Source organism: Parafrankia elaeagni (assembly GCF_000374165.1).
Taxonomy (GTDB): domain Bacteria; phylum Actinomycetota; class Actinomycetes; order Frankiales; family Frankiaceae; genus Parafrankia; species Parafrankia elaeagni.
On sequence record NZ_KB893794.1, the window covers coordinates 164,254 to 185,050 of the forward strand.

The following is a 20,797-nucleotide window of genomic DNA, read 5'->3' on the forward strand; positions in this document are numbered from 1 at the left end:
CCCTGGGTCAATCTCTGGCCCAGGGCTTTCTTCCATGTGTCGAGTGGCCCGCTCAGGCGGGGAAGAATGCCGTCGGTACCGTCATGGCACGCCCGGATAGTCTGGGTTGCAGCGACTCGCGTCGCTTCCCGGGTACCTTCTCCGCGTGGCCACACGCACGTCCGGCGCCCGTACGCAGGCGCAGACCAAACCACGAGCGGCCACGGCGCGGTCCGGTGCGGGCGGCTCCGGGCGGGCTCCCGCGCGCAGGCAGACCGCGGCGCCCACCCGTGGCGCCGCGACCCGCGGCGCGAGCGCGCGCCGGCGGTCAGGGCCGCCGAAGCCGCCGATCCAGCTGCTGATCGCGCAGATCGCCGTCAAGGCGGTCTACCACGCGTGGATGGCCGCGGCCGGGCTGCTCGGCAGCGCGCTGCGCCGATTCGGCCGCAACACGCGGGATCTGCGGATCCAGGCCGAGCACCGGCGCGACGGCCTGGGGCTTGCCGCCTTCGGCGCCGCGATCCTGCTCGGCGCGGCTCTGTGGGGTGGCGCCGGTGGCCCGGTCGGGGCCTTCGTCGCCGCGGCGATCGAGCTGTTCGTCGGGGCCGGGGCGCTGGCCGTCCCGCTGTTCTGTCTCGGGGCTTCCTGGCGGCTCGTCCGGTCGCCGTCGGACCCGGAGAGCCGCGGGCGGGTGGTCATCGGCTGGGCCGCTGTCGCGCTGGGCATCCTGGGCGTGCTGCACATCGCGCGTGGCGAGCCGGACCTCGCCCAGGGCGTTGACGGGATACGCGCGGCCGGGGGCCTGTTCGGGCTGCTCAGCGGCGCGCCGCTGGCGAGCGCGGTGACCGTCTACGTGGCCGTCCCGCTGCTGCTGATCATGTCGCTCTTCGGTTTCCTGGTGGTGACCGCGACGCCGATCCGCCAGGTGCCGGAGAAGCTCCGCGAGTTCGCCGAGCGGCTCACCGTCCCGATCCGCGAGCCGGGTGGCTACGCCGACGAGGACGACGAGTTCGACGACTACGAGTCGGGTGCGGACGTGGACGGTGCCGTCCCCGAGGACACCGCGCTCGACGAGCTGCTCGACGAGGAGCCGCCGCGGCCGCGACGCCGGCGCGGTGCCTCCCGGTCCCCGCGTGAGGGCGTGTACGACCTGGACGCCGGTGGCGCGGGCGCGCCGGGCACGGAGGCGGGTGTGGGGCGCGGGTCGGCTGCCGGCCGCTCGCGGCCCCCTGCGGCGGCGGGTGACGGCACCGACCCGGCCGACCTGTTCGCCGACGTCGCGGGCCTGGATGACGGGGAGGACAGCGAGGGCGTCGCCGGCCTTCTCGCCGGCGAGAACGGTGCGGCCGGCCCGGCAGCACGGCGCCAGCGGGCCCGCGCGGCGGCCGGCACGCCCGCGGCCGCGGGCGCAGGCGCAGCCGGAGCCGGAGCCGGAGCCGGGGGGTCCGACCTGGCCGGCGACTCGCCGCCCGGTCCGAACGAGATCGAGTACCTCGTCCCGCCGACGGATGGCGCCTACCGGCTGCCGTCGCCGACGCTGCTGCGGTCGGGGACCCCGCCGAAGGTCCGCTCGGCGGCCACCGACGGTGTCATCGCCTCACTGACCGACGTGTTCACACAGTTCAAGGTGGACGCGAAGGTCACCGGTTTCACCCGGGGGCCGACGGTGACCCGGTACGAGGTGGAGCTGGGCTCGGCGGTGAAGGTCGAGCGCATCACCCAGCTCGGGAAGAACATCGCCTACGCCGTCAAGAGCCCGGACGTGCGGATCATCAGCCCGATCCCGGGCAAGAGCGCCGTGGGTATCGAGATCCCGAACACCGACCGCGAACTGGTGTCTCTCGGCGACGTCCTGCGCAGCGGGGAGGCGACGGGAAACCCGCATCCGCTGCTGGTGGGCCTCGGCAAGGACATCGAGGGCGGCTATGTGCTGGCCAACCTCGCGAAAATGCCGCACATCCTCATCGCGGGCGCGACCGGAGCGGGAAAGTCGACCTGTATCAACACGCTCATCACCAGCGTGCTGGCGCGGGCCACCCCGGATCAGGTCCGCATGGTCCTGGTCGACCCGAAACGGGTCGAACTGACGAACTACCAGGGCATCCCTCATCTCATCACGCCCATCATCACCAATCCCAAGAAAGCGGCGGACGCGCTGCAGTGGGTGGTGAAGGAGATGGAGAACCGGTACGAGGACCTCGCCGCCTGCGGGGTGCGCCACGTCGACGACTTCAACCGCAAGGTCCGCAACGGCGAGATCGTGGCCCCGCCGGGGTCGGAACGGGTCTACACGCCCTACCCGTACATCCTCACGATCGTCGACGAGCTGGCCGACCTGATGATGGTCGCGCCACGTGACGTCGAGGACGCGATCTGCCGGATCACGGCGATGGCCCGTGCGGTCGGCATCCACCTCGTGCTGGCGACCCAGCGGCCCTCCGTCGACGTCGTCACCGGTCTGATCAAGGCCAACGTGCCGTCCCGGCTGGCGTTTGCGACAGCGTCGCTGGCGGACAGCCGGACCATCCTCGACCAGGCGGGCGCGGAGAAGCTGGTCGGGCTCGGCGACGCGCTCTTCCTGCCGATGGGCGCGAGCAAGCCGGCCCGTATCCAGGGCGCGTTCGTCTCCGAGGACGAGATCTCCGCGATCGTCGATCACACGAAGGAGCAGGCCCAGCCCACCTTCGTGCCGGATGTCTTCGACGGCGGCGGTGAGGCACGCAAGGAGATCGACGAGGAGATCGGCGACGACATGGCGCTGTTCCTCCAGGCCGTCGAGCTCGTCGTGAGCACCCACTTCGGCTCGACGTCGATGTTGCAGCGCAAGCTGCGCGTCGGGTTCGCCAAGGCCGGGCGACTGATGGACCTGATGGAGAGCCGCGGCATAGTCGGGCCGAGCGAGGGCTCCAAGGCGCGGGACGTGCTGGTGATGCCGGACGAGCTGGAGGGACTTCTCACGACGCTCCGCAACGGATAAGAAAGTCTGGACAGGTCCGTTGCCGGCTGTCGGACGTCGGCGGCCAACCGTAATATCGGCAGGCGCCGCCACGGCGCCAGCGGGATATCGGGTGCGGAGGTTCGCTCATGCAGTCCGCGGACGAACCTGCGGCCCCTCGGTCGGGTGCCGCAGAACCGGATGCGACCGAGCCGTCTGCGACGGAGCCGGGCGCACCAGAGCGGGACGTCCTGACACAGGACGTCCCGGCACAGGACGCAGCGTTTCCACCTGCCGCCGCCGCGCCGCGTGCCGCCGCCGCGCCGCGTGCCGCCGGCACCCCGCGTGCCGCCGGCACCCCGGACGCGGGCCGGCCTGAGCAGCCGGGCCCGGAAACGCCGCCCCCCCGCCCGTTGACCCCGGACTTGGTCGGGCAGACCCTGGTGGCGGCGCGTCACGCTGCGGGTCTCACCATCGACGACGTCAGCGACCGGACGAGAATCCGCGCGGCGCTGATCGGGCAGATCGAGCGCAACGACTACAGCAACTGCGGTGGTGCTTTCTACGCCCGCGGGCACCTGCGGACCATCGCGACCACGCTCGGCCTGGACCCGGTGCCGCTGCTCGCGGCCTACGACGCCGGCTACGAGCGGGTTCCGTCCCCGGTCGTGGTCGCCTCGCCGGAGTTCGACCCGCTGCACGGTGGTGGCGGTGGCGGCGGCGGGCGACGGCGGGGCGGGTTCCGCTGGGCCCCCGCGATGATCGCGTCGCTGGTGGTGGTCTGCCTGTTCGCACTCGTCGCCCTGCTGCTGCCGTCCGGCGGCGACGACGAGGACACGGTCGCCCAGCGCCCGAGCACACCGCCGAGCACCGCCCCCGTCGCCGCTCCGCCCACACCGTCGCCGGCCCCGGCCACCTCCCAGCCGCCCGGTGTGAACGTCCGGGTCGAGGCCCGCGATGCGCAGAGCTGGCTGGAGGTGCGCGACGAGAGCGAGCGGGTGCTCCTCCAGCAGCTCCTCGAGCAGGGCGACAGCCGTGAGGTGTCGTCCGAGGGCGCGCTGGAGATCAGGATGGGTAACGCGGGCGCGGTGGATCTCTCGTGCAACGGGCGGAATCTCGGCCCGGCCGGGGCGCCGGGCCAGGTGGTCACCGTCCGGCTGACGCTCGCCGCGTCCGGTGGCGGCTGCACCGTCGGCGATGACCAGGCGACCGGTCTGGCCGCGCCGAACCTGCGCTCGCCGGCCGGTCGGCCGGGCCGCTGACCGGCCGGCACGTCGGCTCCGCCCGGCCCGTCGGCGCGTCCGCCGGGGCTGTCCCGGTAGCCTGGGTCCCGTGTCCTCTCGTCCGACCCGCCGGGTAGCTGTCGTCACACTCGGCTGTTCGCGTAACGAGGTGGATTCGGAGGAGCTCGCCGCCCGGCTCGCCGGCGACGGCTGGGAGCTCGTCGACGACGCCGCCGACGCCGACGCGGTACTGGTGAACACCTGTGGTTTCGTCGAGGCGGCGAAGAAGGACTCGATCGACGCCCTGCTCGCGGCGGACTCCCTGCGCGAGGCTGACGGTGACGGGGCGGCCGAGCCCGACGGGCCGGCGGGCGGCCCGCGGGCGGTGGTCGCCGTCGGTTGCATGGCTGAGCGGTACGGCCGGGATCTGGCCGAGAGCCTGCCGGAGGCGGACGCCGTTCTCGGCTTCGACGCCTACCCGGAGATCTCGGCCCATCTCGACGCGGTCCTCGCCGGTGAGCGGCCGTCCGCGCACACTCCGCGGGACCGGCGCGCGCTGCTGCCGATCACGCCGGTCGAGCGGGCGGGCGCCGCGGGTGCCGCGCACGCCCCCCATCTGCCCGGCCACATCCAGTTGCCGCCCGCGGGGGCGGCCTCGGCGGCGCGGGCCGAGCCGGTGGGCTTGAGTGGTGCCGGCCGGCGGCGGCTCACCGCCGGCCCCGTCGTTCCGGTCAAGCTGTCGAGCGGGTGTGACCGGCGCTGCGCCTTCTGCGCCATCCCGTCGTTCCGCGGGTCGCACGTCTCCCGCCCGCCGGAGCAGGTGCTGGCCGAGGCCGAGTGGCTGGCCGGGCAGGGCGCACGGGAGCTCGTGCTGGTCAGCGAGAACTCGACGTCCTACGGCAAGGATCTGGGTGATCTGCGGGCGCTGGAGAAGCTGCTGCCCCGGCTCGCCGCGGTCCCCGGCATCGTGCGTGTCCGGACGGTGTACCTCCAGCCGGCGGAGCTGCGCCCGTCGCTGCTGGAGACGCTGCTGACGACGCCAGGGCTGGCGCCGTATCTCGACCTCTCGTTCCAGCACGCGAGCCCGGCCGTGCTGCGCCGGATGCGCCGTTTCGGCGGCACCGACGACTTCCTCGACCTCCTGCGGCGGGGCCGCGCCCTGCTGGGTGACCTCGGCGCGCGCTCGAACGTCATCGTCGGCTTCCCCGGCGAGACCGAGGAGGACGTCGAGATCCTCATGGACTTCCTCGAACGCGCCGACCTGGATGCCGTCGGCGTGTTCGGCTACTCCGACGAGGAGGGGACCGAGGCCGCCGGGATGGACGGCCACCTGGACCCCGACGAGATCGAGCGCCGCCGCGTCGACGTCACCAACCTCGTCGAGCAGCTGACGGAGGCCCGCGCCGAGCGCCGTGTCGGCACCACGGTGGAGGTGCTGGTCGAGGAGGTGGCCGGCGGGCTGGTGTTCGGCTGCGCGGGCCACCAGCAGGCCGACGCCGACGGCGCCTGCACCGTGCGGCTTCCCGCGGGTGGGGTGACCGGCGGGGTCGCCGTCGGCGATCTCGTCACAGCCCGGGTGGTGGCGGCGGAGGGTGTCGATCTCGTCGCCGAGTTCACCGACGTCCTCGACCGGGCCGGCGCCGCGCCGCCCGGTACCACTACCGGCACTACCAGCGCTACCGGCACCGGTGGCACCGATGCCGGTCCTGCCGGTGCCGTCGCGGTGGAGCCCGTCCCGCGGTCACGTGATCTGGCGGGTGTGGTGGGCCGGCTCCCGGGTCCGGCGTGACCGGACCGGGTGCGGGCACATCATCCGGCGACTCCGCCGCGTGGGCAGAGCAGGCCGCTCTCGCCAGTGCCGGTCCGCCGCGGGCGGATCCCGCGCCCGCCGCCGGGCCGCTGCCGCCTCGCGCGGAGCCGAAGCCTCCGCTGCTCAACATCGCCAACGCCCTCACGATCATGAGGCTGGCGCTGGTGCCGGTGTTCGTCGCCCTCCTCTTCGCCGGCCCGGACACCGACGGCTGGCGCTACGCGGCCTTCGCCGCCTACGCGATAGCCGCCGTCACCGACCAGATCGACGGCACGGTCGCCCGTCGGCGCGGGTTGATCACCGATTTCGGGATCCTCGTCGATCCCATCGCGGACAAGGCCCTCACCGGCGCCGCCCTCGTCTCCCTGTCGCTGCTGGACGAGCTGCCCTGGGCGGTCACGGTCGTCGTCGCCGTCCGGGAGGTCGGCGTGACCCTGCTGCGGCTGTGGGTGATCCGGTTCGGCGTGATCGCCGCCAGCCGTGGAGGCAAGGCGAAGACACTGCTGCTCAACATCTCGCTGGGCCTCTATGTGCTCCCGCTCGACGGGATCGCCGCGACGGGGCGGGCAGCCATCCTCGGTTGTGGCGTCGTCGTCGCGGTCGTGACCGGGGCGGACTACGTCTACCGGGCCCTGGCACTGCGCCGTCAGGCCGGTGCCGCGCCCGTGCAGAGCACCGGTGGGTGAGCTGGTCCGAGGGGTGGATGGGCCCGCCGTCGGGCCCGGAACGGGGGAGACCGATGCGCGCTGAGCTGCTGGCCGTGGGGGACGAGCTTCTCTACGGCGACATCGTGAACGGCAACGCGGCCTGGCTGGGCGGTCAGCTCGCCGACGTCGGCGTGCAGGTGGCGACGTCCACCGTGGTCGGAGATGTGATCTCCGACATCGCGTCCGCGATCACCCTGGCGCTGGGACGCGCCGACGTCGTCGTTCTCACCGGCGGGCTCGGTCCGACCCAGGACGACCTGACCCGTGAGGGCATCGCCCAGGCGGCCGGTGTGGGGCTGCGCCGCGACGAGGCCGAGGAGGCGAACCTGCGCCGCAGGTTCGCCGAGATGGGGCGGAACCGGGCCGCCGCCGGCAGCCGCGGCGTGCCGGAGATGAACTTCCGTCAGGCCGACCTGCCGGTGGGCGCACAGGCCCTGCCCAACGGTCCCGGAACGGCTCCCGGCATCCGGATGGAGATCGGTGCCGGCGTGGTCTACGCCATGCCCGGGGTCCCGTACGAGATGAAGGACATGTTCACCCGCAGCGTGCTGCCGGACATCCTGCGGCGGGCCGGTGAGCCGGCTGTCGTCGTGCACCGTGTCCTGCGCACGGCGGGCATGTGGGAGTCGGCGGTCGCCGAGGCGCTCGCGGACGAGGTCACCAGGCTGGAGCCGGTCGGGAACCCGCGGATCGCGTTCCTCGCCAGCGGTGGTCAGACCAGGGTGCGGATCACCGCCCGGGCGGCCGACCGGGCCGCCGCCGACGAGCTCATCGCCCCGGTCGAGGCCGCCGCCCGCCTCGCGCTCGGCCCCGGCCTGTACGGCACCGATGAGGACTCCCTGGAGAAGGTCGTCCTGGAGCTGCTCGGCGCCCGGGGCGCGACCCTCGCGGTCGCCGAGTCACTGACCGGGGGCCTGCTGGCCGGCCGGCTGACGGACGTCCCTGGTGCCAGCACGGTCTTCCGCGGCGGAATCGTCGCCTACGCCACCGACGTGAAGGACTCCGCGCTCGGCGTCGACCCGAAGATCCTCGCGACGGACGGCGCGGTGTCGGACGCCACCGCCGAAGCCATGGCGACGGGGGTCCGGGACCGGCTCGGGGCCACATACGGGCTGGCGACAACAGGCGTCGCCGGTCCGGGTGAGCAGGAGGGCCGGCCGGCCGGCACGCTGCACGTGGGCCTCGCCGGCCCGGACGGCTCGGCTGCGCGCTCGCTGCGGCTGCCCGGCGACAGACGCCGCGTCCGCGAGATCGCCGTCGTGCAGGCCCTGGACGTCCTGCGGCGTGTTCTGGCTGGTCTCACGGCGCTGGACGGCTCCAGCGGGTAGGCACGCACCGAAGCACGCACCGAAGCACGCACCGAAGCACGCACCGAAGCGTGCACCGACCCGTGCTGACGAGCCGAGGCGCCGGTCATGCCCCCGTGGCCTGGGGGTGCCGCCGATCTCGGAATGTCGCGGCCTGGGGGTGCTTACAGCGTTACAGTCCCGTCAACGACGCCCCGGAAGGGGGCTCGGCGGGTATACGGTGAACCCAGCCCGTGGACGAAGGAGGAGGCTCGATGGTCCTGCTCCGACGCGTGATCGGCGAGGCGTTGCGCCGCCGCCGACAGGATCAGCACCGGACACTGCGGGAGGTGTCGTCGGCGGCCAGAGTGTCGCTCGGCTACCTCTCCGAGGTGGAACGCGGCCAGAAGGAGGCGAGCTCAGAACTGCTCGCGTCCATCTGCGACGCGCTGGGAGTACGCCTGGCGGATCTCCTTCGCGAGGTCAGCGGTGACCTGGAGCTCGCCGAGCTTGCCGTGGGCGCGCCGACACCGGTCGGTGCCGCCTCGGCGGTGGTCGTGCCGGCCCGTCCGGCAGTGGTCAACCGGGCTGCCTAGCCCTGCTGCCCAGCCTGGCTGCCCTGAACGGCCAGGCTGACCACTGACAGGCTGTGCAGGCTGCAGCCCGCCGGCTGCCGCGCGGCCCGGGCGCCGTCCCGGTCCCGCCACCGGAGTACGGATCTCCCCTGCGGGCACGTTTTTCTCTGAACGTGCCCGAGCACTCAGAGGGGATCGTTATGAGCGCTATCCGCAGTCCGCTTTCCGACGAGGCGCGCGCAGTCGCCGGTGAGGCGCTTCAGGGCGCCGTCGTCGACCTGATCGATCTGTCGCTCCTGAGCAAGCAGCTGCACTGGAACGTCATCGGCCGCAACTTCCGCAACGTGCACCGTCAGCTGGACGACGTGGTGACGCTCGCGCGCCGTTACACGGACATGGCCGCCGAGCGCGCCGTGGCGATCGGCGTCAACCCCGACGGGCAGACGACGACGGTCGCCAGAGGCAGCCACCTGCACGGCGTCGAGGCGGGGTACATCGGTGACGAGAAGGCCATCCGGCTGATCACCGACGTCCTCGCCAGCCTGATCACCAGGATGCGTACCCGGATGGACCTGACCGCCGAGCCGGACCCGGTCACCCAGGACCTGTTCATCGACGCGATCCGGGATCTCGAGGAACAGCACTGGATGTTCCAGGCCATGGTCTAGGAACCCGGGTCCCGGCACGGGCCCGTCGTGTGCTGAAGAGGCGGAGCCGGCCGCGGCCCGACAGGTCGCGGCGGCACGCCGTCGGATCCGTGACAGTTGTCGACTCTCAGGATCGCGGCGGGCGTGCGACGATCGAGCAATGGCAAATGTCGTCCGCAAGGCCTTCCGCTACCTGTCAAAGCGGGCCGAGGTCGCGTTCGAGGAGAAGGCCAGGCCGGAGATCCAGCTGGAGCAGGCCATCGACGACGCGCGGGGCCAGCACGAGAAGCTCGTCTCCCAGGCCGCGCTTGTCGTGGGCAACCAGCGGCAGATCGAGATGAAGCTCGCCCGCCAGATCGAGGAGGTCACCAACCTCACCGACACGGCCCGCTCGGCGCTCGCGCTCGCCGACAGCAGCCGCGCGGCCGGCGACCTGGCCGCGGCGGCCCGGTACGAGCAGACCGCGCAGGCGTTCGCGGGCCGGCTGATCGCGGCCGAGGCGGCGCTGGAGGACCTCAAGCTGCTCCACCAGCAGGCCGCGGAGTCCGCCGCCCAGGCACGGACGGCGGTCGAGGACAACACGATGCGTGTGCAACGCCTTTTGGCCGAGCGAACCCGTCTGCTCACCCAGATCGAGCACGCCGCCATGCACGAGCAGATGGGCCGGGTCATGGAGCAGATGACCTCACTCCCGCCGGCCGGTGACACTCCGACGCTCGCCGACGTGCGTGACAAGATCGAGAAGCGTTACGCCGTGGCGCGCGGGCGGCAGGAGCTGGCGTCCCAGGGCCTGGAGGCGCAGATGCTCGAGGTCCGGCGGGCCACCATGGACGCGCAGGCCCTCGGCCGTCTGGCGGAGCTTCGCGGCAGCATGCAACCCGGCGCACCCGGTGTGCCCGGTGCCCAGGCTGCGGCGGGAGCGGGCGGTGTCCCCGGAATCGGGCCCGGCGTGGTCGGCGGCACCGGCGACCGGCCTCCGTCGTTGGAGAAGGCACCGGGAGACCCGGGAGCGTCACCGGATGAGGGCCTGACCAGGCCGGCACCCGGCCCGCAGGGCACTCCACCGTCGTACTGAGTGCCGTCGTACTGAATGGCAGGTCGACCGATGGCGCATCCGCGGCGTGGGCTTTCGGCGCGGGCCTGGTTCGGGCGCGCACTCTGGTTCGGGCCAGCACTGATGCCGGGAGGCTGCTAGATGACCGAGGCGGCTGATGGCCTGGAAGCGGCTGGCGGTCCGGACCCGGTCGCCTCCGACGTGCGACGATCCAGCCCGGCGCCTTCTCCCTCGCAGGCCACCGCGCCATCTCCCGCGGTGCAGCCTCCCGCGGCACAGCCGCCCACTGCACCACTTCCGCCGACCGCCCCGTCGCCCTCGGCCGGGCCGTCGTCGCGTTACCGGGGATATTCCGAGCCATCGGTCACGCTCAATGATTCAGGTTCGACCGGGCGTGTTCTGGGAGGCTCGGAAGTGTCGTCGGACGGCCGCGAGCGAAGAAGTTCTTTTCACTTTCCCGGACTGGCTGACAGGACCCGTGGATTCGGCCGTCCGGACGTGGCGGCGGCGATGGCCGCCGGCGTGCCGGACTGGCTTCGCGCCGACATCGAGCGCCGCTCGTTCGAGAATGCCGAACGTCGGTTCAATCGACCGTTCCGGCGGGCCAGACAGCGTGCACTGCTTTCTGCCCAGGCCTGGGCGGCGGCCGCGGCGGCGTCCCCTGCCGTGGCCACCATCGCCGATGAATGGGGCTGGCTCGCGTTCGGCGCGGCGGCTCTCGCCCGCGCCGGACTGTCCTTTCGTGAATACCGGACGTCGCCGGAGAGCGGGTTGCCGGCACCGTCCGTCCCCCCGTTGCGGGCGCTGGAGCTCAGGCGGTCGGCGGCGGCGCGGCCGTTGCGGCGCGGAGAGGCCGGGCTGGCCGCTGTCGCCGCGTTGCTCTGCTCGGTGGAGGCGCGCCCCGGCACGACCCAGGTCCAGACCGCGATGGTGACCGCCGCTCGCCTGGTGGACGGGCTGCGGATGACCGCCCGGAGAGTACTGGCCTGCGAGTCCGCGATGCGGGCGGTGTCGGACCCCGCCCGCCGGGCGGATATCCGGGCGACGTCCGCCCGCCTGCTGGCTGCCATGGAGCAGGCCGCGGACCTGCTCGACGAGCTGTTGACCGCCGTGACGGAGATCGTCGTGACCGTCACCACGCCGACGGCCGAGCTCACCGGGCTCGCGGACGAGGTCGAACGCCTGCGCACCTACGCTGATGGGCTATCCGAACTGCTCGGATTCGCGGGCCCGGGCCGTCCGGCCTGATCCGAAACAATCCTCTCAGCTGTCACCCTGGATTAACTTCCCGCCGGTGCCGGCCGCTGTCATCCGCGGGCGCCTCGTGCCGGTAGTGCCTGGCTGGCAACGACTTTCGCCTTCAGGTGCAGGACGGAAGTCATTCTCTTATCTGCGCAGTGACTTCGCAGTTATTTTATTTTCATCGATCTGGTGTACACCCGGGTTGGCACCAAGGGGTGGGATGTAGGTTTGAAGATGTGACCGGAGATATGGCGCAGACGCGAGGATTGCCTTAATGTCCCAGATGTCCGATCGGCGATTGTGGCGTCGGGTGACGAAGGGGAGCGTCGTCCACGTTTTCATCGCCGCCGTGCGATGGCCAGACCGGCAGTCCCGGACGTCCGGATGGCATGACGCAGCCAGGCAGGTGGAAGTGCCATGACGCAAATCAATGGGGACGCTATCGAATCCCCGAGTCCGCAGCCTGCCCGGCAGGCACCTGAGGAGACGGCTTCCCTCCCGGCCGTCGACCAGCCGTTCAGCGGCGATCGGTGGTCGCTGGTGTTGCCGCACCGTGAGCGCCTGGTGCACATCGCCCGCCGGCGGCTGCCCAGCACCGCCGACGCGGAGGACTGCGCCCAGGAGGCGCTCGTCCGCGCGGCGGGATTCCGCAACCTCGACAGCCACCGGGTGGGTCAGTTCCTGACCACGACCGTGCTCCGGCTGTGTGTCGACCATCACCGCGCGCGGATGCGCGCGGACCGTGCCATGGCCCGCAGCGTCGCGGCGCCCAGCGACCCCGGCCCCGAGGATTCGACGTGTGACCGCGCGGAGGCGCTCTGGCTGCTTGACCAGACACGTCGCCTCCGCGGCCGGGAGCGTCAGATCATGATGGCCCGCGCCGCCGGTCGAACCACCCGCCAGGCGGCTGATGATCTGTCGATCAGTGTGAAGGCCGCCGAGGGAGCGTTCACCCGCGGCCGGGCCCGGCTGCTGGCCGCGAGCCGGGTGTGAGCCCCGGCCGGCCGGATCAGTTCTCCGGCCGGCCGGCCAGCAGGCCCGGAAACGGGCCCGGCTGGCAGGCCGGGCACCAGGTGGTGACCCGGTCGTCCCGCCCGCCGGCGTCGACGGTGACGCCGGCCGGACCCCCGGCGTCAGCTGGGCGCCGGTAGCTGTCCTGCCTGGCGCCCGTGCGCCGGTCCTGATCACGCCGGACGTCGCTGCGCGGGCCCCGCCCACCGGGCCCGCCCGCATGTCCCGGCGATCCGCGCCCCGGCGAATTCTGGGTGGACCTCCGCTGCTCCAGCCGGCGGACAAGCGTGCCGCAGCGCCGACAAGGCCTGCCCGCGCGCCCATACACCCAATGCTGTTCGCCCGGGCGGGTGGACCCGGTGGTTACCTGGTGTCCGCCCCGCGCCCCGGCCGTGACCATCGCCTGGGCGCGGCGGACCAGGCCGGGCAGATCCGCCACCTCGCCGACCGGCGTCCACGGACTCACCCCGGCGAGGAAGCACGCCTCCGTCCGCCAGACGTTTCCCAGCCCGGCCAGGAGGCGCTGGTCCAGCAGCGCCTCGCCGATCTCGCGCCGAGAGTCGGCCCGCAGGTTGGCGACAGCCCGGTCCAGATCCCAGTCGTCACCGAGGACGTCCGGGCCGAGATGGCCCACCACCCGCTCCTCCCCGGCGGTCGGCAGCAGCTCGACCACCGGCAGCCGGTAGCCGACCGCCACGTGCTCCGCGGTGGCGGAGCAGATGCTTGCCGCGCGACCGGACGGCGCCGACCCGCCGCCCACGCAGGTCGGCGGTGGCGAGGGCGGGGACCCGGAAGTCCGCCCGCACCAGGACGTGGCCGGCGAGCGCGGTGTCGAGCCGGCGTGCTGTCAGCCAGACCGTGTCACCTTCGGGCATCCTTCGATGGTGCTCCGCCGCCGGCCGGACGTCAGCTTCGGTCAGCTTCAGCCCGGCACGGGGGGGAACACACGTGCGGGGGCACGGCGGGCGACCACCGCGCCCAGCACCGCCACGGCCGCGGCCAGCGGGAACACGACCGCGAGGCCGGCGTCCGGCGTACCGCTCGCGGCCTCGCTGGCCGCGACGGCGACCCCGCCCAGGCCGGTCCCGAACACGGTGCCGAGGTTGTCCGACAAGGTGACCGACGTCGATGCCGTGCCATGCCGCTCCGGCGGTGTCTCGGCCAGGACCAGCGTGACGATCGGCGAGTAGGCCAGGCCGATCCCGAACCCGGCGGCCGCCCAGCAGGCGATGGCGACTCCGAGCGGGACCGGCTCGACCAGCACCAGGGCGAAACCGGCGGTGCCCCCGGCGACGAGGAGCAGACCGAAGCGGATCAGGTCCCGGCCGGGGACCCGGCCGGCCAGGCGGGCCTGCGTCCATGAGCCGCTCGTCCAGGTCACCGTCGCGGCCGTCACGGCCACGCTGGCCATGGTGGTCGACTCGTCCCGAACCGCGGTGACGGCGAGCGGGACGAAGGTGTCGGCGCCGAAGAACGCGAAGGTCAAAAGTCCGCGAGCGGCGACCGCCGCGGCGAGGCCGCGGCGCGCCCGCAGGGTGCCCTCGGGCAGCAGGGTCCGTAGCGGACGGTAGGCGAGACAGGCCCCGGCCGCGATCGCCGCCAGCCCGAACGGGGACCGGCTGGTCAGGCCCGCCAGCATCAGGCCGGCGCCGACGCTGACGCGCAGTGCGGCGACCAGCCGCCCGGCGGCGGCACCGACGTCCACGGTGGTCGGTGGCCCGAGCCGGGCCAGTGCCCGCACCGTCAGTGCTCCGGACACGAGGACCAGCGGCACCAGGCCTCCGAAGACCCAGCGCCACCCGGCCTGCTCCGCCACGAGTGCGGACGCCACCGGACCGACCAGCCCGGGAACAACCCAGGCGGTGGATGTCACGGCGAACATCCGCGGCCGCTGCGACTCCGGGTAGGCCCGGCCGATCGTCGCGTAGAGCACGGCGGGCACGGCACCGCCGCCGAGCCCCTGCAGGATCCGGCCGGCCACCAGGACTTCCATCGACGGGGCCACCGCGGCCACCGCGAGACCCGCTCCGAACAGCGACAGCCCGACGGTGAACGGGCGGACTGCTCCGACCCGGTCCGTCTCCGCACCGGCGATCACCACGCCGAGCAGGAGGCCCAGGAAGAACCCGCTGGTGGTCCAGCCGTACAGCGACAGCCCGGACAGGTCCTCGGCGACGTCGGGCAGCACGGTGATGACAGCCATCGCCTCGAACGCGATCAGCGTCACGGTGCTGACGAGCCCGAGGGTGAGCCCGCGCAGCCGCGGGTCCCATGGCGTCGCCTCGCGGGCGCCTCCGGACGGCGTCGGCTCCTGGTTCACCCGCGCAGCCGCAGGCCGCGCGGGGTGGGGTGGAAGCCGGCCCCCTCGAGCGCTGCGCCGAGCGCGCTGCCGACCACCGCGGCCCCGTCAGCCTTCTCGACCGCGAGCCGGCCCAGCGAGCCTGCGCGGACCGCGTCGGCCAGCGCACCGACGGCCGGCCCGAGCAGGGCGGGCGAGTCCGTCCAGGACAACAGCGTTCGGCCGCCGCGCTCCACATAGAGAACCAGTTCGCCGTCGACCAGAACGACGAGCGCGCCCGCCTTGCGGCCGGCCCGGTGACCGGCCCCGCCGGGGGCCCCACCGCCGCCCCCACCGGACTCCGCCTGGCGCGCGGGCCAGGGCAGGGCGGCTCCGTACGGGTTCGCGGGGTCAGCGGCCGCCATCACGATGGCGCCGCTGCCGGCCGCGGCGCTGCCCCCGCCGCCCCGGCCCCGGGCTCCGCCCCCGAGAACGTCTCCGCCCCCGATGCCGGCGGGGCCACCGCTGTTCCGAGCGGCTGCCAGGCGCAGGGCGGCGGCGTGGCCCGAGCCCGCCGGCACCGTGCCCGCCGCACCCGCGGTGGTGAGACCGGTGGCAGTGGCACTCGCTCCCACCGCTCCGTATCCGGCGCTCGGGTCGGCGGCCCAGGCGGGCTGTTCGGCGGCGTCGCGCTGCGCGCCGGCGATCGCGCGGAGGCGGTCCACCGCCCCGGGGACGGCGAACTGCGCGGCGCCCAGCGATTCGACGAAGTAGCCGCGGCGGCAGCGACCCGCCTCCTCGAAGGCGGACAGCACCCGGTAGACGGCGGCGAACCCACCGGGGGTGCGCTCGGCGGCGACGGCGCCGCGGGTGACGATGCCGTGCCGGTCGAGCAGCGCCTCGGCCAGTGCGTGCGCGCGGCGGGTGGGGTCGGTCTCCCGTTCCGGCAGTAGTGACCAGCGCCCGCCGACGGTCGGCGGGCCGGTCCGGCGCGGCATCGCGGGCCGGCTGCGGCCGTGGCGTGCCGCCCGGCTTCGCGGGGCGCGACGGGCGGCGGAATGCGCCGGATGCCCGGCGCCGAGCTGGACGCGCAGCGCGGCGAGCGTGTCGTTGGTGATCAGGCCGGCCCACACCAGATCCCACAGCGCGTTCGCGAGGGCGGTGTCGTCGAGGCCACTGGTCCGGTCGGCCAGCGTTCGGAAGAACAGCGCCTGCCCGTCGCCGAGAGCATCCAGGATCTCGCGGTGCAGCGGGCTGTCGGCCGCCTCGAGATCCGGTGGCGGGAGCAGATCCTCGGCGGCCTCGGCCAGGACGAGGCTGACCCAGCCGTCGTTGCCGGGCAGCCCGCCGGCGCCGGCCCACAGCACCTCGCCGGTGGAGCACAGCTCGTCGAGCATCGCCGGCGCGTAGTCGCCGACCCGCGCCGGGAGCACGAGCTGCTCCAGCGCGCTGGCGGGCACGAGCGCTCCCTGCAGCTGCTCGACGGCCCGCAGCACGCCGTCGACCCCCCGGCCGCGACCGCCGGTGACCGACTGCCAGGCCGGCAGGAACGCCCCCATCGCCCGGACGGGAACAGCCTCGACCTCCTTGCGCAGCGCCGCCAGGCTGCGCCGGCGCAGCGCCCGCAGCACGCCGGCGTCGCACCACTGCTCGCCCGCACGGTCCGGGTGCAGCTCGCCGCGCACCAGCCGGCCGTCGGCGGTGAGCCGCTCGAGCACGCCGATGGCCACGGCGACCCCGAGCCCGAACCGGCCGGCGATGTCCGCGGACTCGAACGGCCCGTGCGTGCGCGCGTACCGGGAGACGAGGTCGCCGAGCGGGTCGCGGACCGGCTCGGTGAACGCCGCCGGCACTCCTACCGGGAGGGGAACTCCGAGCGCGTCCCGAAGCCGGCCGGCGTCCTCGACCGGCACCCAGCGTTCCGCTCCGGCGATGCGGACCCGGATCACCCGGCCGGCCCGCTCCAGCTCCGCCAGCCAGGGCGCCGTGGCACCGCGCGCCAGCGCCTCCTCGGTGCTGAGATCGCCGAGGGCCCGGAGCAGGTCGGAGGTGGTCTCCGCGTCCCGCGCATGCCGCTCCGGGGCCAGCCGCTGCAGCTCCGCCGTGATCCGTTCCAGGGACCGTGGGTCGATGAGCTCCCGCAGCTCGGCCTCGCCGAGCAGCTCGGCGAGCAACGAGCTGTCCAGCGAGAGGACCTGGGCACGCCGTTCGGCCAGTGGCGCGTCCCCGTCGTACATGAACGCGGCGACATAGCCGAACAGCAGCGACGAGGCGAACGGGGACGGCGCGGTCGTCTCCACCTCGACCACCCGCAGCGACCGGGCGCCGACGTCGCGCATCAGGCCGACCAGGGCGGGGACGTCGTAGACGTCCTGCAGGCATTCGCGCATCGTCTCCAGCACGACCGGGAAGTCGCCGAACGTCGAGGCGACGGAAAGCAGGTGCGCGCTGCGTTGACGCTGCTGCCACAGCGGCGTGCGCCGCCCGGGAGTGCGGCGGGGAAGCAGCAACGACCGGCTGGCGCACTCCCGGAAACGGCTGGCGAACAGCGCGCTGCCGCCGACCTCCGCCCGGACGAGGGCCTCGATCTCCTCCGGCTCGAAGACGACCAGCTCCGCCCGCGGCGGCTCGGCGGCGTCCGGAACGCGGGCGACGACCCCGTCGTCGGTGTGCATGACCTGGACCTCGGAGCCGTACCGCTCGCGTAGCCGGGCGCTGATCGCCAGCGCCCACGGCGCGTTCACCGGTGCGCCGAGGGGGGAGTGGACCGCCAGCCGCCAGTCGCCGAGCTCGTCGCGGAACCGCTCGACGACCAGGTGCCGATCGTCGGACAGGTGGCCGGCGGCAGCCCGCTGTTCCTCCAGGTAGCTCAGCAGGTTGCCGGTGGCCCACTCGTCCAGCCCCGCCGCACCGACGCGGGCCGCCGCGTCGGCGGGACCCATCGTCGACAGCTCCCGCAGGAAGGCGCCCAGCGCCCGGCCCAGCTCGGCGGGCCGCCCGGGGGCGTCGCCGTGCCAGAAGGGCAGCCGGCCGGGCCGGCCGGGCGCGGGGGTGACGAGCACCCGGTCCGGGGTGATCTCCTCGATCCGCCAGCTGGACGAACCGAGGAGCACGACGTCGCCGACCCGCGACTCGTAGACCATCTCCTCGTCGAGCTCGCCGACCCGGCTGGCCTTCTCCCCGAGCAGGAAGACCCCGAACATCCCCCGGTCGGGGATGGTTCCGCCGCTGGTGACGGCCAGCCGCTGTGCACCTGGCCGGCCGGCGAGCACACCGGTGGCCCGGTCCCAGGTGATGCGAGGCCGCAGCTCGGCGAAGTCGTCCGACGGGTAGCGCCCGGCAAGCATGTCCAGCACGGCCTCGTACGCCGAGCCGGGCAGGCCCGCGAACGGGGCCGCCCTGCGCAGCAGCGCGCCCAGCTCGTCGACCTCACGGTCCTCCATGGCGACGATCGCGACGATCTGCTGGGCCAGCACGTCCAACGGGTTGCGCGGGTAGTGCACCGCCTCGATCCGCGCCGCGCTCATCCGTTCGGCCACGACCGCGCACTCCACCAGGTCCGAGCGGTGCTTGGGCAGGACCACACCCCGGCTGGCGGCACCGACCTGGTGGCCGGCCCGGCCGATCCGCTGCATGCCGGCCGCGACGCTGGGCGGGGACTCGATCTGCACCACCAGATCGACCGCGCCCATGTCGATGCCCAGTTCCAGACTGGACGTCGCCACCACGGCAGGCAGCCGGCCGGACTTGAGCTCCTCCTCGATCAGCGCGCGCTGCTCGCGGCTCACGCTGCCGTGGTGGGCCCGGGCGACCTCCACCCCGGCCGGGGGCGCGGCCGAGCCGGCCTGGCCCATCAGGGCCGCCGGAGCCGTCACCGCCCCGGCCAGCTCGGCGGCCAGGGCGAGACGGTCCGCGTACAGCTCGTTCAGCCGGGCGCACAGCCGCTCGGCGAGCCGTCGCGAGTTCGCGAAGACGATCGTGGAGGAGTGGGCGAGGATCAGGTCGAGCACCCGCTCCTCGACTGCCGGCCAGATCGACGCACGCGGCCCCGCCGCTGCCGCCGGGCCTTCGGGGACGCTCTCGGCCTGCTCACCGAGGCTCGCCATGTCCTCGACGGGGACGACCACCTCGATCTGGAGGGTCTTCGCCGACGGTGGCCGGATGACGGTGACCGGCCGCGCCCCACCGAGGAAGCGGGCGATCTCCTCGACCGGCCGCACTGTCGCCGACAGCCCCACCCGCTGCGCGGGAGCGTCCAGCAGGTCGTCGAGGCGCTCCAGGCTGAGGGCGAGATGCGCTCCCCGCTTGGTGCCGGCGACGGCGTGCACCTCGTCGACGATCACGGTCTGCACGCCCCGCAGCGCCTCCCGTGCGGCACTGGTCAGGATCAGGAACAGTGACTCCGGGGTGGTGATCAGGATGTCCGGTGGAGTGCGGCCGAACGCGCGGCGCTCGGTGGCAGGGGTGTCGCCGGACCGGACGCCGACAGACACATCCGGGACGGGCTGGCCGATCCGGGCCGCGGCGGCGCGGATACCGGCGAGCGGCGCCCGGAGGTTGCGCTCGACGTCGACCGCGAGTGCCTTGAGCGGGCTCACGTACAGCACGCGGCAACGGCGGGTCGGATCGGCCGGCGGGCCGGAGCGGGCCAGCCCGTCGAGTGACCAGAGGAAGGCCGCGAGCGTCTTGCCGGACCCGGTCGGCGCCACGACCAGAGCACTGCCGCCCCCGGAGACGGCGGCCCACGCCTCGGCCTGCGCCGGCGTCGGCGCCGCGAACGAGGACGCGAACCACTCCCGGGTGGGGGCCGAGAAGGCTGCGAGTGGGTCGGATGTGGTCACGGACACCAGTCTGCGTCGTCCCACCGACACAAACCTCGCACCGCCGACCGCACCACCCCCGGCGACACGCTCACCGCCGGGGGTGCACGTGCCGGGACCGGCGGGGCCACGTGCGACGCCGGGGCCGACAACCGGGGCCGACGACCGGTGCCGACGACCAGCGCCGCACGCAGGGCCGTGGCCGGCGGCGTGCACACTGGTCCGGTGCGACTGACGGAGTTCTGGGCGAACATGAACAGCCAGTTCGGTACGGCCTACGCCGACTCACTCGCCCGCGACCACGTGATCGCCGGTCTGGGCGGGGCGACGGTGGAGACCGCCCTGCGCCGCGGCGACGATGCCAAGGCGGTGTGGCATGCCGTCTGCGACGAGTTCGGCGTGCCCACGCGCGACCGCTGAGACCGAACAGGACTTTCCGCGCTCGGTCGATGACTTCTGGTGGCGGATGCTGTCGGGATGGTCGTGGTGTGCCAGGTCGGCTGGTGCGGAGTGCGGTGGAACCACCCGATCGGGTGGGCCGTGGCGTGTCGCTGAAGACTCGAACTGATGTTCGGCTACTGTTGTCCACATGCGCTCCGATGTCCACAGAACCGACCCGGCTCTCGAAACTGTCGGACCCACCCCCTAGCGTCGGATCGTGGCCAAGACTCGACGACCTCAGCATGGAGTAACTCCAATGGTTGGACCCGATCGTGAGAAGGCGTTGGAGAACGCCCTTGCGCAGATCGACAAGCAGTTCGGCAAGGGCTCGGTCATGCGCCTGGGTGACGACACCAGGCCGCCGGTCCAGGCGATCCCGACCGGATCAATCGCTCTTGATGTCGCGCTCGGTATCGGAGGCCTTCCGCGCGGGCGCGTCGTCGAGATCTACGGGCCCGAGTCGTCGGGTAAGACGACGGTTGCCCTGCATGCCGTGGCGAACGCGCAGGCGGCCGGCGGCATCGCGGCCTTCATCGACGCGGAGCACGCCCTTGATCCCGAGTACGCGGGGAAGCTGGGTGTCGACACCGACGCGCTGCTCGTTTCCCAGCCCGACACGGGTGAGCAGGCGCTGGAGATCGCCGACATGCTGATCCGTTCCGGCGCGCTGGACATCATCGTCGTCGACTCGGTGGCGGCCCTGGTGCCGCGTGCCGAGATCGAGGGGGAGATGGGCGACAGCCACGTGGGCCTGCAGGCCCGGCTGATGTCCCAGGCGCTGCGGAAGCT

The 20,797-nt window shown here is 73.4% G+C and carries 14 protein-coding genes and 1 pseudogene; 12 read left to right on the top strand and 3 right to left on the bottom strand.

The window, feature by feature from the left end; all coding sequences use genetic code 11:
- Window positions 1–145 precede the first annotated feature (145 nt).
- The 10 genes from B207_RS0131440 to B207_RS0131485 all read left to right on the top strand — a co-directional run bounded on the left by B207_RS0131440 (window position 146) and on the right by B207_RS0131485 (window position 12,451).
- Complete coding sequence (locus B207_RS0131440; RefSeq protein WP_026311646.1) at window positions 146–2,956, top strand: FtsK/SpoIIIE family DNA translocase; 2,811 nt, start codon at window positions 146–148, stop codon at window positions 2,954–2,956.
- A 401-nt stretch (window positions 2,957–3,357) separates the two neighbouring features.
- A complete protein-coding gene (locus tag B207_RS0131445) occupies window positions 3,358–4,176 on the top strand; it encodes a helix-turn-helix domain-containing protein (protein ID WP_230205336.1) in 819 nt (272 codons plus the stop codon).
- 70 nt (window positions 4,177–4,246) lie between these two features.
- Window positions 4,247–5,926 carry a MiaB/RimO family radical SAM methylthiotransferase gene (locus tag B207_RS36520; RefSeq protein ID WP_051102731.1) on the top strand — a complete coding sequence of 560 codons (1,680 nt, stop codon included), beginning with the start codon at window positions 4,247–4,249 and terminating at the stop codon, window positions 5,924–5,926.
- Window positions 5,923–6,633: a CDP-alcohol phosphatidyltransferase family protein gene (locus B207_RS0131455; protein ID WP_018640672.1), complete on the top strand. Its 711-nt coding sequence runs from the start codon at window positions 5,923–5,925 to the stop codon at window positions 6,631–6,633. Before B207_RS36520 ends, B207_RS0131455 begins: the two co-directional genes overlap by 4 nt.
- A gap of 53 nt (window positions 6,634–6,686) precedes the next feature.
- Window positions 6,687–7,982: a competence/damage-inducible protein A gene (locus tag B207_RS0131460; protein ID WP_018640673.1), complete on the top strand. Its 1,296-nt coding sequence runs from the start codon at window positions 6,687–6,689 to the stop codon at window positions 7,980–7,982.
- A 233-nt stretch (window positions 7,983–8,215) separates the two neighbouring features.
- Window positions 8,216–8,536, top strand: coding sequence for a helix-turn-helix domain-containing protein (locus B207_RS0131465; RefSeq protein ID WP_018640674.1), 321 nt, complete (start codon window positions 8,216–8,218; stop codon window positions 8,534–8,536).
- A gap of 179 nt (window positions 8,537–8,715) precedes the next feature.
- Window positions 8,716–9,183, top strand: a complete 468-nt coding sequence (locus B207_RS0131470) for a Dps family protein (RefSeq protein WP_018640675.1) — start codon at window positions 8,716–8,718, stop codon at window positions 9,181–9,183.
- A gap of 139 nt (window positions 9,184–9,322) precedes the next feature.
- Window positions 9,323–10,237 carry a PspA/IM30 family protein gene (locus B207_RS0131475; RefSeq protein ID WP_018640676.1) on the top strand — a complete coding sequence of 305 codons (915 nt, stop codon included), beginning with the start codon at window positions 9,323–9,325 and terminating at the stop codon, window positions 10,235–10,237.
- A gap of 489 nt (window positions 10,238–10,726) precedes the next feature.
- The gene (gene pspM, locus B207_RS0131480; RefSeq protein ID WP_230205337.1) at window positions 10,727–11,464 is read left to right on the top strand and encodes a phage shock envelope stress response protein PspM; all 738 of its coding nucleotides are present in this window, start codon (window positions 10,727–10,729) and stop codon (window positions 11,462–11,464) included.
- A 411-nt stretch (window positions 11,465–11,875) separates the two neighbouring features.
- A complete protein-coding gene (locus B207_RS0131485) occupies window positions 11,876–12,451 on the top strand; it encodes an RNA polymerase sigma factor (protein ID WP_018640678.1) in 576 nt (191 codons plus the stop codon).
- Window positions 12,452–12,467: 16 nt separating this feature from the next.
- Here the strand turns inward: B207_RS0131485 and B207_RS36525 are convergent, their stop codons facing one another.
- The 3 genes from B207_RS36525 to B207_RS0131500 form a co-directional block, all read right to left on the bottom strand.
- A complete protein-coding gene (locus B207_RS36525) occupies window positions 12,468–13,166 on the bottom strand; it encodes an Fpg/Nei family DNA glycosylase (RefSeq protein ID WP_230205338.1) in 699 nt (232 codons plus the stop codon).
- Window positions 13,167–13,391: 225 nt separating this feature from the next.
- Window positions 13,392–14,789: an MFS transporter gene (locus B207_RS0131495; protein WP_018640680.1), complete on the bottom strand. Its 1,398-nt coding sequence runs from the start codon at window positions 14,787–14,789 to the stop codon at window positions 13,392–13,394.
- Window positions 14,786–19,618, bottom strand: a complete 4,833-nt coding sequence (locus B207_RS0131500) for an ATP-dependent helicase (RefSeq protein WP_154675750.1) — start codon at window positions 19,616–19,618, stop codon at window positions 14,786–14,788. Before B207_RS0131500 ends, B207_RS0131495 begins: the two co-directional genes overlap by 4 nt.
- Window positions 19,619–19,792: 174 nt before the next feature.
- Here B207_RS0131500 and B207_RS0131505 point away from each other — a divergent pair, with 174 nt between their 5' ends.
- Window positions 19,793–19,987, top strand: coding sequence for a DUF3046 domain-containing protein (locus tag B207_RS0131505; protein WP_026311647.1), 195 nt, complete (start codon window positions 19,793–19,795; stop codon window positions 19,985–19,987).
- 277 nt (window positions 19,988–20,264) lie between these two features.
- Window positions 20,265–20,797, top strand: a pseudogene (locus B207_RS0131510) (recombinase RecA); the annotation flags it as partial.